The sequence below is a fragment of the Paenibacillus sp. N3/727 genome (assembly GCF_022637315.1).
GTDB classification, from domain to species: Bacteria; Bacillota; Bacilli; order Paenibacillales; family Paenibacillaceae; genus Paenibacillus_AQ; species Paenibacillus_AQ uliginis.
The window spans coordinates 4,584,331-4,600,478 of the sequence record NZ_CP093336.1; the positions used below are offsets into that span (position 1 = coordinate 4,584,331).

The window sequence follows — 16,148 nt, forward strand, 5'->3', positions numbered from 1 at the left end:
CTGCGTAGATACTTTGTTATAGGATGTCAGCGTACAAATATTCTTCACAAAAATTACAATATATCCTCGTCGGGCGGTCTGCTTAATCGGCTGTCCGGTCTATAATATTTTGTTACGATATGGTGCAAGGATTTTTCCTTGAAACCTAGACTCTCATACATTGTTTTCGCAGGATTGCCTTTAACAACCTCGAGCTTCACGATTTTTTCGCCGCGGTGCATCATCTCATTCACAAGAAATGAAACGAAACCTCTACCGTATCCGCGCGATTGCATATCTGGCCGAACGGCGACCTGGCGCAGCTCACTGCCGTCAATAACCCCGACTGCCGCCATTTCACTATTGACAAGCAACACAAATCTGTTGTTTCTGTCTTCTAAAAAGTTCTTCCGTTCCCATTCTGAAGGAGCATAATAATAAGATGGGAGAATACCCACGCGTTCACGCATTTTGTAAAAAGCCATTTCGCGAATACCGTGCCACATAAGATAATCATCATCTTCATACTGCCTAATAGGAAAATGACTTTCAGGAAGATTTTCGCCTTTACGCACCATGATGTAAGATGAATGAAGTATATGATAACCGTTCTTACACATAAATTGCAGAGAAGAACGATCGCCATCTATACATGCACCCATCGAACGTTCGACTGCCTCGTATTGATTAAGCAATTGTTCCGCCCTTTCAATAAGCTTGCTACCGATACCCATTCTTCTGTATTCCTTGCTTACAAAAATTGTAGTCTCAGTTCCTCTCCCCTTTAAACTGCTAAAGGAAAGAAAACCCACGGTCACACTGTTGTAATAAGCAACAAATATACCTTCAGGAAATTTCATTTCGTCTTCCTGAAACTTTCCCTCAAAGTATTCATCTCCACGCAACATGGTTCGGATAGAGGATATATCCCTTTCGGGTTTGTAGGTTTCTATTATCAGATTGTCCACCTGCATACTCCTTTCGATTGTTAGGAACATATCTTTCACCACTTCTGTGTAATATCCACTCGTTATCACAATGACAACAATGTATTAGATGATACTATTTATAAAGGTTTTTACTTTTGCGGCTATTTCATCTAACGTTCTTGTATCTACGAACTTCTTGAATACTCCCATATTACGTGTATTCCCATATTTCGTAAATATTCTATATCATGAGGATATCTCCGAACTACCTTCCGCAATCATTCCCACTCTCAATAATGAACGGACTCTTAATTCGCCTGGCGTCCTTCATAGACACATGAATGCTGACTTTTTTCGTTACAGCAGATCAGCTTGCCGCCTGTTCAAGCACCTTCTGCACAGAGCTCTCTGTCAAGTACCCGTGCGATTGGCCCGGGAAAAGTCATCTCTCCGATTAATACAACTCCATATATTGTTGAAGCAGCTGATACGCTGTATCCGATAAGATCGTAAAGCGATCTTTCCAGCCATTGCAGGTTAACCACCAATTATATCTTATATAAAAGTACAGCTCCCTGATACATTGATCGACATAAGCATGTGAGTAAGCAAGCAAATCAGGCAAAACAACATACCCGTTCCTCCAACGACTCATTCCTACCAAAAAACCCGAAAATCACGTGTTACTCACAGAGAATCCCCGTCAACCTTGTGTGGTCGGTGGGGATTTTGTCATGTATTTTTGAAGTTTAATAATTTATAATTTTCTTTAAAAAGTACTGTTTAGCTCCGTCACAAGGAGAATCTTCCAAGATTCCAAAAACGGTATATCCTCTTTTTTTATAAAAATCAGGAGCTTGAAAACTAAAGGTTTCTAACTGAATATATCTACAATTATATTGTCTGGCAATATCTTCAGCCTTAGCAAGCAATTCAGAACCTTTATTTTGTCCGCGTAATGATTCATCTACCCACAAAAAATCAATGTGCATTTGTTTCCAATATATAGAGGCAGTAATACCCGCCACCAAAACATCGTTATCGTCTGTGATCGTAATTTCAATAGTATCAACATGATCAGTTAGTTCATCTGTTACTTGTGATAGATTATAATCAAGTAGCTTCTTTCGTACATTACTATTTTCTTTATCTATCCATGATTCTGAAATTTTCATTTTAATACCTCTATTTCATATATTGATGCAATTCATTAGACGCCAACTCTTTACGTTACAGGGTTAATAATTAATTACCGTAGGAATTAAAGAACGAGTACGATTAATGACTAACATATATTCAGGCTTTTGTTTGTAATATACCAGTAGGTGAAGCACTTAATAACTTTTCTTTTTGTCCTTCTCCCCATAATGCTCCAAAACTTTTGATACCTGCTACATTAGCAGCTAAAACATCTGTAGGCGGATCTCCTATAGATTGTCAGCGACTTCTTTGAAAAACTCATACAATTATTAAGTAATCTATCATCGTTTCCGTTAGCTCATGTACACCGATGAAATTATTTGCGTTCTCTAAATAATAATGCTCTTATAGCAAAGCGCGGCAAAATCAATTGTCTTCTCCATCTCGATGGTTGATGAATCAATCTATAAAGCCATTCAACATTCATTCTCTTCCAACTTTCGGGTGTTTCTCTTACTTTTCCGGCAATTACATCAAGGCTTCCCCCAACGCCAATAGCAATTTTACTATTTAGTCTTGATTTATATTTATGTATCCACCGTTCTGCGTATGGGGCTCCAAGCGCTACTATCAAGATATCAGGTCTTAATGAACCAATTTCCTCTACAATTTTACCTTCTTCTTCTTGATTAAAGAATCCGTGGTGCCTTCCTAGAATTAGAACGTTCGGATACTTATCTCGAATAACCTTACATACTTTTTCATTCGTTGACACATCTGCACCCAGAAAATAAAATGACCATTGCTTCCGGTTCCCAGACTCTAGCAATCTTAAAAGAGTATCGTAACCGGTAACACGCTCAGGAAGATTACCTCCTCTTAAGCGAGATATCATTACAATCCCAATTCCATATGCTGTAATTAGACCAGCTTCATCCACTATGGAGCGTAACATAATGTCCTTTTGACAAGCCATTGTGATCTCTGGATTAACCGTAATAACATGAAAAAGATCTGTTTTACTCTGTTCTATTTGATTACCAATAATTCCTACGGCACGGTCAAGTGTAATTTTGGGGAAGCGAATTCCCATTACTTTAGCAAAGTTCTCCACCAAAACATGTCCCCCTTTTAACTTTTTATCAATTCTTAACAAAAGTTTTTTGGACCCTTACTATTCGTCAGTTGATAAATAACTAAGTATTAGACAATACTGACTATTCTTTCTCGCTGATTTCCAATAACGTTCGTGTTTTTACGAAACCCGAGAACCTTAAGGCCCCGGAGGATCCGGCCGCGACGCGGTTAAGTTCGCAGGTTTATTCGCCTGCTCCACTTCCCTGTCAAACTCTTCGGGTGAATCAGGACCGTCAGGCTGGTAGCGTGATTACAGTGTTAAGGTGAAGTTAATACCTTCTCTGATTACTAGTAGGATTCTTTTTAGACCTTAAAATATTGAAATATTACCTCATGTCCATCTTCTAACTCTTCTTTTTTATAAAATTCAATATTGAATGATTTGTACATGCTCTTCCAAAAATGAATTGCCGATGTATTCGTTAATATTTGACTTATAGCATACCTTCCTGGATATTGATTGAAAAATTCTTTGCAAGCTTCTCTTCCCAATCCCTTCCTACTTGTGTTTACGAACCTTGCACATGCAAGGTTGTCAGACAGCAACTACTTCTCCGAAGTACCTCAGAAGTAATACCCTCATCTTTTAAATCTATTTGAACTAAAAAGTTCAGGTCAGTAATATCCGCTTTTCTTATCATCATCTCACCACCAAAATTTGTGATTAAAAATAGTTTTTTCAATTGTTTTCGGGGATTTCATATAAACGTTCGTGTATCTACGAATCCGAGAGGCTCAAGGGATCATCAACGCCCGGGGTCCGACGGACTTAGCCTTCCAGAGTTATCCGCCTGATTCAGCTTCCCGAAGTGCCTCGAGCGGATCAAGGGAGACAATTGCGACCACAGCGAGAATATATTGTTAGATGATGTATATGCCATCTTGATATGCAATAAAAATATTTAAGTTTAATCTATTTACTTATTTTCCTTCGACTGCTTATACATGCTAATAAAAATATTATTTGAAAAAAACCAAATATTATTGGTATAAAAAGTTCCCATAAGCCCCAATCCCATGGAAAACTTACCCATCCGCCTGTACCTTCGTGAAAACGAGAATATAATATAAAAGCTATTCCAGGTATTATTGATAATAATATCCATACATATAAAGTTATTAGATCAAATTTATTCACAAGATATGCGTTGATTATAGTAACGATAAATAGTAAAAAATATACAACAAAAGTAAACCAATCAAACTCTTCAAATATATTTGACTTGAGACTCAAACTACAAATTAAATAGCTAAATATAATTGAGATCAAACCAATAAATCCTCTCAACTTTACACTTCCTTTCTCCCCCCATAAAAGCTTGTCATTCTATTTATTGCAGATGTTACTGCTCTCCTGAGATGCTATATAGTTGTAGTTATTTTATTGTATATTCTTCTAATTTTCTGATATATCCTGGTATTCGTTCTTCTACAGCGCTTCTATTACCCACTCGCAATACAAGCCCCTCATTAAATTCTCTATTCAACAAGTTGATATGATTATAAGTTAGATCAAACAACATTAAAAACTCTTCAACCATTACAGAGTAGACCTTATCTTGATCCTCTTGCACATATCCGTCAAGAAAGCCTTCTGCAAATCCACCCAGTTGATCCTTAAAATAATCGCAGAATCTTACACGGAAAAAGAAAGTATGACTTCTTGTTATAACATTTAAAATATCCTTGCACTGATTTCGCATAACCTCTTTTTTACGAACTTCGGTTAAAATGCAATTTATGCTATTTAGCGAACTAACTACATTCTTACACATTTCACCATATAAGTTCCATCTTTGTTCAAAACAAAAAAAGAAAATAACCGGCTTGTTGGGCACTATTCAGTAATCGGATTATATTGTTGACACTCGCCACGATTAAGAAAACTACATATTATGTCGTATTTCTATTATGCTTCATCAACACAAGAAAAGGGCAATCGCTATTCTCAGCGAATGCCCTTAGGTTATGGATCAAGAATGAATTATAGTTCTTACAAGGCCCGATTCCCTTTGATCGCAAGCTTGCCGTATTTCGTATCGGCTACAGCCGTCAAGTTATCTCCGTCAATAGTGCCTTTTGCCGTATAAGGAATCTTAGTAATTAACTTCTTAATCTCCCCTGAGAATATGAACTCATTCCCTTTGATGTTTCCACCCGAAAAAGCGTTACTGCCTCTTAAGATGTTTAATGATCCGCTAAGTTCGTCACCATCCTGCGTAAAGGTAATGGTTCCTTTTTCCATGCCCATGGGGGTTTGCATTGTGATGTTATATGTTCCGTTCATCGATTGCTTCCTCCCTTATCTGTATGAGGTATTCAATGCTTTCAACAAGGTGCGAACATCATACTTATGAGGTGTTACCGGGCACACCTTTTTATTCAATCCCAGCAAAGTATAAACAGCAATTCTGGCTGCACGAATCGAATATTCTTCCGTGAACACCATGTCCTCTGGAATTTCAACGAACTGACTAATCATTGCCAGGTTCGTGGAGCCATCTGGCACCACTTTTGGACGATCGCTCATTGCACGCGGCTGGAACTGAGAATCAATATATGGCATCATGCATGGAATGACATTTACGACGCTATCCATGATTTCATCCATATCTTCTTCCATATGCAGATGGTGCAGCAGTTCAACCAGCATCTCTTTGCCTGTGCAATCTCGCATTGGCTTCTTGACATAATCGCCTTCTTTATCCGTGTACAAGCCGTACCCCCAGAATATTGTCGTGTCTGCCGGTTGATTTTTAAAGTGAGGCTGTGCGGCAACTACAATCGACATCAACCAATTAGAATCTTTGAATGTCATTAAAGCACCACTGCCCGGTTTGTTGCGGGAATATTTCTCGATCATCTTAAGCAGCTTGTCACCTTTGCAAGTAACCGTGAAGGATTCCCAGTTCGTTTCCTCTGCATTGCCGAAGAATGGAGCCGGATTACCGAGTCCCTCTTTCTTAGCTGCGATCTTCGCCCACAGATTACCTGACATCGGATTCTCTGGCACCATCTTAGCAGGAGTGTTCAGATCGCCTAATGTCGCATTATCAGTCATACAGCCATTAGTCACGATACACAAATCGCCCTCACGAAGTTGAATAATACCCGGTTTTCCATCTTGCTCATAATGGATCGCTGTTACCGTGATACCATCGCCTTCTTCAAAGTCGAGATCTGTCACTGTATATTTCAAGCTGAAATCAACGCCGAAACCATCAAGGTACTTATTGATCGGCAAAATGATCGAATCATATTGGTTATAAGGAGTACGTGTAACCCCTTCAAGAGTTTGAATACGAGAAAATTCAAATACCATACGGTTCATATAGCGTCTGAATTCAAACAAGCTGGACCATTTTTGGAAGGCAAATGTCGTCTGCCACATATACCAGAAGTTAGTTTCGAAAAAATGAGGTGTTTCCGCAAACCAATCGCAGATCCGCAGGTTATCCAATTTCTCCTCCGGTGTGATCATTAATCTTCCAAGCGCTAATCGATCCGCTGTATTAAAGCCCATGGACATAACATCCAGAACCTCGCCGTCTTTGTTAATCAAGCGAGCATTCGCATGTGTAGGGTGCGCATGGTCAAAAGCAAGAATTTCGTCGCATACGGACACACCTTCTTGTTCAATGGAAGGAATGGAAGATAGCAGCTCCCATGTATTTTCATAGGTTTCTTCGTTCAACATACGACCGCCGCGGCATACGAAACCATTGGTTGTATCACCCGCACCGTCATTACTTCCTCCGAGAATGTGCATGCCTTCTAAAATATGAATATTTTCACCTGGAAAATCACAATCTCTTACAAGATAGGATGCGCCTGCGAGTGATGCCAAACCGCCGCCAACAAAGTAAACTTGTCTGTTTCCGTATTCTTTTTTCATCGATGTAACCTCCATATGTTCATTTATTTTTGTCCGTGAAACCAATATACTGCACATACGGATCGTCTACCTTAGACACTAAAAGGGCTATGTATAAAATTTATACACAGCCCTTACTTTGTCTAATTATATAGGGTAAAGTGAGTCCCCTTGTTTTCATCTCTTTACGTACTTGTTGATTGCCTTTTCCATATCGCCTTCAATTAGGACGCTCAATCGATCAATAATAACCTCTGGATTTTCACTCATGTCGTTTCGGATCCAATCCAGCATAATTCCGATAAAAGCATAGGTGTAAAAATTCGCGATAAAATCCTTATCTTCCCCCCTCACCTGCTTATCTACGTTAACTTCTTCGATAACGGACATCAGCAGCTCGAATACTGCTTGGTGGAGAAATAATTCCAAATGTTCCCGCCCCATCGACCGGAACGTGCTCATGCAAAATTTCTTGTTGTCCAGTACATAATGAAAGATCTTCAGAAATCCCTGCTGCCAAGTATCGTAAGTACGATAATTAGATATGCTATCAATCGCTTCCGTCTTATAAATCCAACCTAGTAGATCATATACATCTTGAAAATGATAATAAAACGTCTGTCGATTCACTCCACAGTCAGCAACGAGATCTTTAACAGTGATTTTATCTAGCGACGATCGTTCCATCATTGCTTTTAAAGAGGAAGATAAAGCTTTTTTGGTCAACCCGGACATGTTGCACAGCTCCTTCCCAGCTATAAAGAGTTATCATAAAAGACAGTACACTCTCATTCATTATAACTGCGCCGTGCCAAGCGGTACAAGAACCTTAAACCTGGTTTAAGCATGTGAAAACCTCTTGAAAAATGAAGGGAGGTGATGCCCATGGAGGTCAAAGATGCTATCTCCTTAGGACCCGTGTGTCCAGCACGGCTCCTTACTTATGCTTACCTCAACATAGCTCATTTTATAACGGTTTTATATATGCAAAGAGCCTTACTTACATCCGTCTTTAATTTCATTAATTTGTTTAATATGTCTTTGCTCATGCAAGTACAGTGATCTAACCCATTCAATTAATAACATCTCTTTAAAGACTGGGTGTATAAAATGTCTTCTACTCAGCAGTGATGGGTCTTCTACTGTGTTTAATATTTCGTTTAACTTCTCTCTTGAATTGTTTAGTTTTTCAATGATTTCTTGATATTCTAAAATTTCGTCAGTTGGTTTAGCAATGTCAGGAGCTTCTAATTTTTTACTTCTATCAAGTAGAAATTCTAATGGTTTATTCTCTATGAATGAATCTTCTTTGCTCTTTAATCCTTTCTTTATTGCTAGGACATATAATTCTTCTGTCTTAATTAAGTGTTGACATATCTGACTAATACTCCAACTGTTTGAGTCTTTCCGTTTGTTTAATTGATCTCCACTCATTCCATTAAGAATTCCTAGTAATTCGTCTCTTGTTTCTTTTAATTTTTGATTGATTTCTTGAAGTTCCATGGAAAACTCCCTTTCTTTAATTTTTTGCGGATATTTCTTATAACGCTGTAGATTTCTCTAACACAATAATTTTGTAATTTCCGTTTAATACAGAACTTTCTTGATGATTAATATTCAATGGAGTACTTCTTAGTATTTCATCAAACCTTCTATTTATATCTGTTACAAAAATTGATGTGATCATATTCAAAGCTTTACGCAGAATGTTTGGTTTTTATTCTCATCTAAAAACTTATCAAATACCAATATGGTACCAGAAGGTGAGAGAACTCTTGTTGCTTCTAACAAAGCTTTTTTGGGGTTGTGCGTCCGCCTGATCAAACTCCCCGAAATCATCTGGCGGACCGAGGGTCAACGTAGTCAGTCCAAATTGTGAATAAGTTGTTATGTGACGTATCCTCACTTGAATCACAATTATAATTCCTTAATCATATGTATATCATTGGGTTCTTCATTAAATAATTCTTCATCTACTTCATCTGTTAGCTGACTTCCATGGCTCTTATAAAAATAAACCGCAGATCTTGTTTCTGTTGAAGAAATATATAGGTACTTTGCTCCTCTTCTTCTCGCTTCATTACTTAATTCATTCATAATTAGTGATCCAATACCTTGTCTTCTATATTTTCTCGAAACAAACATCAAAGCAATTTGAAGTTGATCTTTTTGTTTGCCCCTGAATTTATGCGCTAACACCCCAAATCCCACCAGTAATTCCCCATCAAATGCTCCGATAGCTAATCCCGTATTCTTCAGTTCATATACAAATCGATCTTGAATTCCTTTAGTTATCTCATCATTCCAATTTGGACATTCGTGAGGTGCATTAATTTCCTGGATATTTCCATTATTTATTTGGTAGATGAAATCAATTGTCTCTGAACGATCGATTTCCGTTAGCTTTTGTACTTCATCAATCTTTAATTCTCTAAAAAATAGCATGATAAACCTCCCCATAGTGTTATATGCTGTCTCTACCCTCTTCGAATGTGCTAAGAATTTTTGACCTATCTAATTGATATCTGTAAGTATAGGTTTTATATTCAATAACCCCATATCTACTGATGTCTCTATATAACCAACTATCTGAATAAACGTAAATACATTAAGTTTTTCATTTATAACTTCCTTATCATACTCCATATCGCCTAATACATAAGGAATGAATTTTTCAACATCTTTGGACTTAACCTCTTGCAAATCAAAGATTGTTGGAAGATAACTGAGCATTTTTCTCAATTCATCTGTAAAACCATAGTATTCTAATAATTTCCCATTAAGTAATCGGAAATCATTATGGTATAAATTATATATTTCTTTATTAGCTTCCATTCTGTTTTTCAACCAAGGAAGATTAAAACCTTTCAGCCATACATCATCAGCGATTAAATGTGTAAAATATCCCAATATATAATGACTTTCTACTTGCGAACTATATTTATCCAGAAATCCTTTATAATCAATGTATCTTGAATAATCTTGTACTTCACCTTTAAAGAAATGTGATAAGTCTTTAGGTGAAACAGCATCTGGAGCAATGCTTCCAAGTAAAAATGGTGTTCTATCTTCTATCGACAGACACTCTGTAATTCTATTAGCAATGACCAAGTGCATTATTCTTGAACCCATAATTCCCACCACCCTTCAATAACTTTCTTAACTATTCAACATTGAATGACTTCTAACTTCTGTCCGGACCAAGGTCCGAATTTCCCGCAGCTTGAATATGGTGTTAGCTGATTCCGGTGTCATCTTGAACAACTTTCAACCATTATTGTCTGTTTCAATCCAGTATCTTTGTACTTCAATTCCATTGATTACTTCCTCAGAATCCAAAACCCCTCCATTATTTGTAATAGTTTTTACTGAACCTATATTATCTTTATCACAAGTAATTAATACTTTATCTATCCCTAATCCTTTGGCTTTTATTAATGCTTGTTTTAATATTTCAATTGCAAATCCTTTCCTTCGTTCGTTTGGTCTAATTCCATATCCGATATGTCCACCTCTATTAAGAAGGCCTTCATTAAGTTTGTGCCTTATATTAACAACGCCTATTACTTTCTTGTTCCTCATCACGAGCCAGAAAGTAGAACTATTAACTTTAGTATAATCAACTCTTGGGATATCTCTTAAATCCATCAGTTCCTGGATCAACATATCAAAATCACTGTAATCATATTTAAGTACAAAAGGAACCATCATCTCTCCGGTTCCCTCCCACTCTTGAATCATTCCAATGTATTCTTCCTTATAATCATTTGACGGTTCAATTAGAAAATAATCTGTCATTATGATTTACTCTCCTTTCTATGCTCTACACCGGTTTCAGCTAACGTCGAAACTTCTATTTGAATTCTATCCATTATAACTATATACTTTATCATTTTTAATCTTCAACTTATGTCCAAATCTGAATACAATATTCTGACATTCCTTATTGTAGTATTCTTCACGTTTATCAGACCATTCTGATTTTTCAACAGAAAATCTATTCATTTATGTTTTCATCCTTATATTCATTTAAGAGTTTCCTTTTATCTAAGAGAGTTTCACCTAACATTCTTATATTCATGGGCCCTCACTGGCTTAAGGGGCGCCAGTCCCGGGTCCGACGGACTTAGCTAGTGCAGGGTTGTCCGCGTGAATATGATGTTAGGTGGTATAACGAACTTCTATGAATTCACGATAAAAATCTCTGGATTTAATCCCTTGAGTTTTCATCAATTACAAAATATCCATCTTGTCTAACCAGAACATCATCAAACCACAACTGTCCTCCACCATATTCCGGTCTTTGTATGTATACAATATCCCAATGTATCGAAGATAGATTTGCATCTTCACATTGAGTAGGAGTGGTCCCAACTGCAAGATGAATACTTCCCCAAATCTTCTCATCAAATAATATATCTTTCATTGGATTTGTAATATATGGATTCAGACCAATTCCGAACTCTCCAATATATCTTGAACCTTCATCTCTATCTAGTATCTTATTCAATTTTTCAGTGTCGTTAGCAATTGCTTCAACAATTCTTCCGTCTTTATAATGTAAATTTAATATTTTCAAATGTAGTTCCTTGAAAGACCACAGGGGAGTTAAAAGAAATAAATCCATTGATTGAATGTTTCCTAGGAACACTATACACTTCACCATCTGGAAGATTTTGATGGCCAGCATCCATCGAAACAGGCATGTTTTTTATAGACATGGACAAATCACAATCCGGTCCTACAATTCTTACTTTTTCTGTTTTTTTCATAAAATCAACAAGTTTCTGCATCTGTAATGAAAGTTTGGAATAATCTAAATTACAGACATTAAAGTAAAATTCCTCAAATCTATCTGTCGACATATTAGCTCGTTGAGCTGCCGAAGCATTAGGATAGCTCATAATACACCATTTGGTATTACTCCATCGATGTGCGTGGACTTCATGATAATAGTTCTTCCAGTAAAGATCGATCTTCTCACTTTGCACCTCATTTAGTTCATTAATATTCTGATCCGCTCTGATGAGGATGTATGCATCCATATCTTTCATTCGCAGCCTATCATAAGTAGCCATGGATACGATCTGTTCTAGAGAACAATTATTTAGCTGAATAGCTAATATTTCATTGTCAAGAAACACAACAAAATGAATTCCACCCACATTATAAGCTTCCTCAACGATTGCCTTTGCTAAAAGGTTCTCATGTCCTTCTACTTCTATTTAGAAGTTTCTCGTTCTTCTTAAGATTAAGTGAGTAATTTACTACGTTATAAGCAAGCAATTGTATTCTTTGATCCTTCATGAATATCCTCCAATTAATTTGTCGTTATTTCACCTAACGTTCTTGTGTTCACGACACCCCCGTGTCATTGATAAAAACCCTACAAGCTACTTTTCAAAAAAACAGCTAAAAGTTGCTTGTAGGGTTTGATAAACGGCCGCTCTAACAAAAGGGGAGCGTTACTTACTTTAAGCTCCTACCTAAGTTTCAATTCGCTCCCAACTGCATTCTTCCTTCTTACCTCAGTAAAACATCCAATAATCTAAACCACTAAATTGCTCGTTCGCCTGCTGTGGAACGTCTTGACTGTCTTTCATCACAACAATGCTCTGAGTCGTGTTCTCGTCTTGCAAAAAAATATATCCCTTACTCTCCAAACTCTGCAACCCCTGAATAGTTTCAGCCCTCGTTCGTCCGATCATATGCTCGATCAAATGCATTGTCGGCATCTTGCGCCGGTGAGCCGGGTAGTTGACCAATATCCGTAGCAACTTACGTTCGAGATCAGGAAGCAGCATTGCTGCCACCTCCGATCGGTTTCATTGCCAATATATTCTCTGAAAGTAACACCCGTGGCGCATCGGAAGACAAACAGGTCGCCCTGATATGTCCATCCTTTACCCCCATTACCTCAATCTTACGCTGAGTGATCTTCCCTTTGCGGTCCTCATAAATGATCTCGACGATCTCACCGATGTATTTATCCACCATGTTCGCCTCCGAATAAGAACGACTTATACTTGACTTATATTTCTCACAGAAACGGCCTCCGTCTTTAAATGACGGCAAAGCATTTCTACTTGTTGGGTGGAGAGCGTTTATAGGCGGATTAGGCTCAGGAGATTAGTGAAGTAAAAACAATTGTTACCTAAACGCCCTAACCGTTCAATTTAATCATCATAAGATAAGGTGTAGTTTAAAACGAAGGAGGAATCATTCATGGGTGAAGTGATAGGTGGATGCGGATGCGGCGGAGGACTCGTCGGAGGATTCGACGGATTCGGTAGAGGAATAGGATTTATTCTGGTATTGTTCATCTTGCTGGTTATCGTCTCATGTCATTGTGGTTTCATCTAATAAGACCTAGCATCCACAAAGCTGAAGAGAGGCCCTACCAGTATATAGGCCGGTAGGGTCTTCGTATTCTTTTAAGCGCTTGGCAATTTAGATTGGGATTCGATGTTCTTCAGATGCTTCTCCAGTTCCTCGATTCGATCAGTATTACCTCCGATCAATGAAAGGAAATTTCTGCGCATGCGGTTAAGCACGGCAGCTGCTTCCTCCCTTGTAATAGGCGCGCCTGGTCGTGTACCATCAAAGTGGGAACGGGTCGTCAGACTTAGCTGGTTGAATGTATCGCCTGAATATACTTCCTGGAGCTCTTCTTAGCGATCAAGGTCGAACGCCCACAGTATGAATGCTATGTTATCGGATGTTCGGTACTTCTTCGGTTTAACTAGAGTTTAATTTTTTTAGAGCTGATTTAATGTTTTAAGTATTTCTTTAGTTATAACCTCAGAACCGCTAATATTCAGTAATTTAAAATATACACTTCGCAAAAGATTCTTGGTGTTTCCTCTAATTATGTCATCTTCAGGATACGATTCTAATCTTTCAATGCTCCCAAGCTGTTGCACCCAATTAATCAAAATATCTTTCTTAAGGATATTACGCTTTACAATTTGAATTACTACTTCTGCCATTCTCTCATCTTCATCGTTTATAAAATAATAGTTACTAACACAAGCCTTTTCCCCTATCAACTCCAAAATAACCAATAAATGTTTCTGAGAATAATAAGATGAGGCTGAAATAGAACCTAAACCATCAGCTGCATGTGCAATCGAATGTGCCCATCCCTTATCTAATATATATCCTCTAAAATCCTTTTCAAGTTCAAAATATTATGTCATTCTAGAATAAATATATTCATATTCGTGTTCAGTCAAATAATTAAAAATATCGTTATAATGTAAAGCAAGCGGAATAAACAGGGCTGAAAAAGAACGTGTAAACACTGTATCTTGATCGTTATCACCTATTCCATAGAATAAATGATCATCATCTAAAGTCACGTATAATACTTGTCTGACTAATTCTATACTTAGTTCTTGATTCATTATCCATCTATGTAAAGTTCCATAAATGAGCTTATCCCTTAATTCGTCATCAATCGACCCAATGTGTTGAATCATTTCATGAACTACTTGATCAATGTCTGTTCCTTTAGGAACTTTATAATTATTATCTCTTACATCTCTTAGAAGGCTTTTAATGCTGTTCATTTTTTCCTCCTTATGTTTAGGGTTTCCCCCGAATTTCTGGTAACGTTTATGTATCTACGAACCCGAGAGGCTTAAGGCGCGCCAGCGTCGGGTCCGACGGACTTAGCCTCTCAGGGTTGTCTGTCTGAAACCGTTTTCGATAATTCATCTGGAAGACCAAGGAGCGTCATTGACGCATCGTGAACATGATGTTATACGCAGTTACTGCCTTCCTCGCTCAGCTTCCAATATAATCTTATTAATAAAATCCGTTTTTGAATCAGCATAAGCAAACTTATTCATTGAGTGTTCCTTTGTCAATTTTTCTGTTAATTCTTGATATTTTTTTCTTGCGTTTTCATTTGTTCTTAAATAATCTCTCAACGTCAGTTGCTTATATAGATATTCGCTTTCGGTCTGATACATATGAATTTGATGCGTTCTTGGTTCCCCTTTATTAAAATAATAGCGATCAGGTAGTACATCAGTTCCTTTGTAAGAGTATCCAATCTTCTCTAATCCAGGTACACATCTAATCCCCTCTTCAAATGATTTTATTTCTATTGCAATGTCTATTATGGGTTTTGCACTTAAACCCTTTATTGCGGTACTTCCAATGTGATGGATAGCCCAGATGCTTTCATTAATTTCGAACCTTATTTTTTTCTCTTCTTCTTTAAATTCAATTTCCCATTGTTCAGTCCAAGGAACGAGGAAAACCTGACCTTTAGGTAACCCGAGCACTCGTATCATCCTTTGTCATTGTAGGTTTTTGATGAATGCAGTAATTGCGTATAACGTTCCTTATCTACGAACCCGAGAGGCTTAAGGCGGTAGCGCCGGGTCGAAGACTTAGCTTCGCAGGGTTGTCTGCCTGGCTCAACTTCCCGAATTATCTTCGGGCAGACCAAGGAGCGTAGCGACACAGCGTAGATACTGTGTTATAGGATGTAGGCATCTTCTCAGAATAAACAAAACAATATCTATTCGAACTTAATACAGTAATTTATTCTCTTCAATAATTCCAAGTCAGATAATTTCAAATCTAATAATCTCAATTTGATATCTTCAATCTCTTGTGGACCATCTCCAAACCATATAGACCATATTTCAAGCTCATCCTTAACATGCTGTACTCCTTTCAGATAATCATATAGTTGTTCATTCCAAGATGCTTTAACAGGACTTCCTTCCATCCAGTAAATATATTCTTTTTTGATGTATTCTTCTAATCCATATGGTCGATTTGTACAAAGGATTATCTTTAGATCATGCATTTTTGCGGGATCTGCTACATACAGTATTTCTATCTCGTCGTCTTCATCGTCTAATAGATTTATTATGGATTCATTTTTGGGTTGAATATTCAATTTTTTATATTCTCCATACTTCATTTTTACCATACCAGTTAGGTCTATTTCAGGTAATGAACTATTCGATACTATAAAAGAATATTTACTCATTTTTTACCTCTTTTTTGTTTTATGCCTATTTCCTATAACGTTCAGGTATTCACAACGTACGACGAATGTCGGATGT

The 16,148-nt window shown here is 37.4% G+C and carries 16 protein-coding genes and 2 pseudogenes; 1 reads left to right on the top strand and 17 read right to left on the bottom strand.

Annotated elements, in window-relative coordinates:
* Positions 1-53 precede the first annotated feature (53 nt).
* The 14 genes and pseudogenes from MNQ98_RS21290 to MNQ98_RS21355 all read right to left on the bottom strand — a co-directional run bounded on the left by MNQ98_RS21290 (position 54) and on the right by MNQ98_RS21355 (position 13,056).
* On the bottom strand, positions 54-947 hold the full coding sequence (locus MNQ98_RS21290) for a GNAT family N-acetyltransferase (RefSeq protein ID WP_241930034.1): 894 nt from the start codon (positions 945-947) through the stop codon (positions 54-56).
* 710 nt (positions 948-1,657) lie between these two features.
* The gene (locus tag MNQ98_RS21295; RefSeq protein ID WP_241930035.1) at positions 1,658-2,083 is read right to left on the bottom strand and encodes a GNAT family N-acetyltransferase; all 426 of its coding nucleotides are present in this window, start codon (positions 2,081-2,083) and stop codon (positions 1,658-1,660) included.
* A 341-nt stretch (positions 2,084-2,424) separates the two neighbouring features.
* Positions 2,425-3,162, bottom strand: a complete 738-nt coding sequence (locus MNQ98_RS21300; protein ID WP_241933999.1) for a WecB/TagA/CpsF family glycosyltransferase — start codon at positions 3,160-3,162, stop codon at positions 2,425-2,427.
* 1,399 nt (positions 3,163-4,561) lie between these two features.
* Positions 4,562-4,888 (bottom strand): hypothetical protein, encoded by a 327-nt coding sequence (locus tag MNQ98_RS21305; protein WP_241930036.1) that lies wholly within the window; start codon positions 4,886-4,888, stop codon positions 4,562-4,564.
* Between the two features lie 290 nt (positions 4,889-5,178).
* A complete protein-coding gene (locus tag MNQ98_RS21310) occupies positions 5,179-5,472 on the bottom strand; it encodes a hypothetical protein (protein WP_241930037.1) in 294 nt (97 codons plus the stop codon).
* A 15-nt stretch (positions 5,473-5,487) separates the two neighbouring features.
* The gene (locus MNQ98_RS21315; protein WP_241930038.1) at positions 5,488-7,080 is read right to left on the bottom strand and encodes an oleate hydratase; all 1,593 of its coding nucleotides are present in this window, start codon (positions 7,078-7,080) and stop codon (positions 5,488-5,490) included.
* A gap of 156 nt (positions 7,081-7,236) precedes the next feature.
* The gene (locus MNQ98_RS21320) at positions 7,237-7,794 is read right to left on the bottom strand and encodes a TetR-like C-terminal domain-containing protein (RefSeq protein ID WP_241930039.1); all 558 of its coding nucleotides are present in this window, start codon (positions 7,792-7,794) and stop codon (positions 7,237-7,239) included.
* Between the two features lie 261 nt (positions 7,795-8,055).
* Positions 8,056-8,562, bottom strand: a complete 507-nt coding sequence (locus tag MNQ98_RS21325; RefSeq protein WP_241930040.1) for a DinB family protein — start codon at positions 8,560-8,562, stop codon at positions 8,056-8,058.
* Positions 8,563-8,976: 414 nt separating this feature from the next.
* Positions 8,977-9,504 carry a GNAT family N-acetyltransferase gene (locus MNQ98_RS21330; RefSeq protein ID WP_241930041.1) on the bottom strand — a complete coding sequence of 176 codons (528 nt, stop codon included), beginning with the start codon at positions 9,502-9,504 and terminating at the stop codon, positions 8,977-8,979.
* 69 nt (positions 9,505-9,573) lie between these two features.
* Positions 9,574-10,191: a zinc dependent phospholipase C family protein gene (locus MNQ98_RS21335; RefSeq protein WP_241930042.1), complete on the bottom strand. Its 618-nt coding sequence runs from the start codon at positions 10,189-10,191 to the stop codon at positions 9,574-9,576.
* Positions 10,192-10,326: 135 nt separating this feature from the next.
* Positions 10,327-10,857, bottom strand: a complete 531-nt coding sequence (locus MNQ98_RS21340) for a GNAT family N-acetyltransferase (protein WP_241930043.1) — start codon at positions 10,855-10,857, stop codon at positions 10,327-10,329.
* A gap of 383 nt (positions 10,858-11,240) precedes the next feature.
* Positions 11,241-12,366: pseudogene (locus MNQ98_RS21345) on the bottom strand (aminopeptidase).
* A gap of 221 nt (positions 12,367-12,587) precedes the next feature.
* A complete protein-coding gene (locus MNQ98_RS21350) occupies positions 12,588-12,863 on the bottom strand; it encodes a hypothetical protein (protein ID WP_241930044.1) in 276 nt (91 codons plus the stop codon).
* Positions 12,850-13,056 carry a hypothetical protein gene (locus tag MNQ98_RS21355; RefSeq protein ID WP_241930045.1) on the bottom strand — a complete coding sequence of 69 codons (207 nt, stop codon included), beginning with the start codon at positions 13,054-13,056 and terminating at the stop codon, positions 12,850-12,852. Before MNQ98_RS21355 ends, MNQ98_RS21350 begins: the two co-directional genes overlap by 14 nt.
* Before the next feature lie 228 nt (positions 13,057-13,284).
* Here MNQ98_RS21355 and MNQ98_RS21360 point away from each other — a divergent pair, with 228 nt between their 5' ends.
* Positions 13,285-13,422: a sporulation protein YjcZ gene (locus tag MNQ98_RS21360; protein WP_241930046.1), complete on the top strand. Its 138-nt coding sequence runs from the start codon at positions 13,285-13,287 to the stop codon at positions 13,420-13,422.
* A gap of 395 nt (positions 13,423-13,817) precedes the next feature.
* Here the strand turns inward: MNQ98_RS21360 and MNQ98_RS21365 are convergent.
* The 3 genes and pseudogenes from MNQ98_RS21365 to MNQ98_RS21375 form a co-directional block, all read right to left on the bottom strand.
* Positions 13,818-14,630: pseudogene (locus tag MNQ98_RS21365) on the bottom strand (DUF2785 domain-containing protein).
* A 201-nt stretch (positions 14,631-14,831) separates the two neighbouring features.
* Entirely contained in the window at positions 14,832-15,362 is a 531-nt protein-coding gene (locus MNQ98_RS21370; protein WP_347272227.1) for a GrpB family protein, read from the bottom strand.
* 230 nt (positions 15,363-15,592) lie between these two features.
* Complete coding sequence (locus MNQ98_RS21375) at positions 15,593-16,072, bottom strand: hypothetical protein (RefSeq protein WP_241930048.1); 480 nt, start codon at positions 16,070-16,072, stop codon at positions 15,593-15,595.
* Between the last annotated feature and the right edge of the window lie 76 nt (positions 16,073-16,148).

Bases quoted from the DNA above. Each gene is read 5' to 3' on its own strand.
- MNQ98_RS21295 (WP_241930035.1), bottom strand. From the start codon at position 2,083: ATGAAAATTTCAGAATCATGGATAGATAAAGAAAATAGTAATGTACGA.
- MNQ98_RS21305 (WP_241930036.1), bottom strand. From the start codon at position 4,888: ATGCGAAATCAGTGCAAGGATATTTTAAATGTTATAACAAGAAGTCAT.
- MNQ98_RS21310 (WP_241930037.1), bottom strand. From the start codon at position 5,472: ATGAACGGAACATATAACATCACAATGCAAACCCCCATGGGCATGGAA.
- MNQ98_RS21315 (WP_241930038.1), bottom strand. From the start codon at position 7,080: ATGAAAAAAGAATACGGAAACAGACAAGTTTACTTTGTTGGCGGCGGT.
- MNQ98_RS21320 (WP_241930039.1), bottom strand. From the start codon at position 7,794: ATGTCCGGGTTGACCAAAAAAGCTTTATCTTCCTCTTTAAAAGCAATG.
- MNQ98_RS21325 (WP_241930040.1), bottom strand. From the start codon at position 8,562: ATGGAACTTCAAGAAATCAATCAAAAATTAAAAGAAACAAGAGACGAA.
- MNQ98_RS21330 (WP_241930041.1), bottom strand. From the start codon at position 9,504: ATGCTATTTTTTAGAGAATTAAAGATTGATGAAGTACAAAAGCTAACG.
- MNQ98_RS21335 (WP_241930042.1), bottom strand. From the start codon at position 10,191: ATGGGTTCAAGAATAATGCACTTGGTCATTGCTAATAGAATTACAGAG.
- MNQ98_RS21340 (WP_241930043.1), bottom strand. From the start codon at position 10,857: ATGACAGATTATTTTCTAATTGAACCGTCAAATGATTATAAGGAAGAA.
- MNQ98_RS21350 (WP_241930044.1), bottom strand. From the start codon at position 12,863: ATGCTGCTTCCTGATCTCGAACGTAAGTTGCTACGGATATTGGTCAAC.
- MNQ98_RS21355 (WP_241930045.1), bottom strand. From the start codon at position 13,056: ATGGTGGATAAATACATCGGTGAGATCGTCGAGATCATTTATGAGGAC.
- MNQ98_RS21360 (WP_241930046.1), top strand. From the start codon at position 13,285: ATGGGTGAAGTGATAGGTGGATGCGGATGCGGCGGAGGACTCGTCGGA.
- MNQ98_RS21370 (WP_347272227.1), bottom strand. From the start codon at position 15,362: ATGATACGAGTGCTCGGGTTACCTAAAGGTCAGGTTTTCCTCGTTCCT.
- MNQ98_RS21375 (WP_241930048.1), bottom strand. From the start codon at position 16,072: ATGAGTAAATATTCTTTTATAGTATCGAATAGTTCATTACCTGAAATA.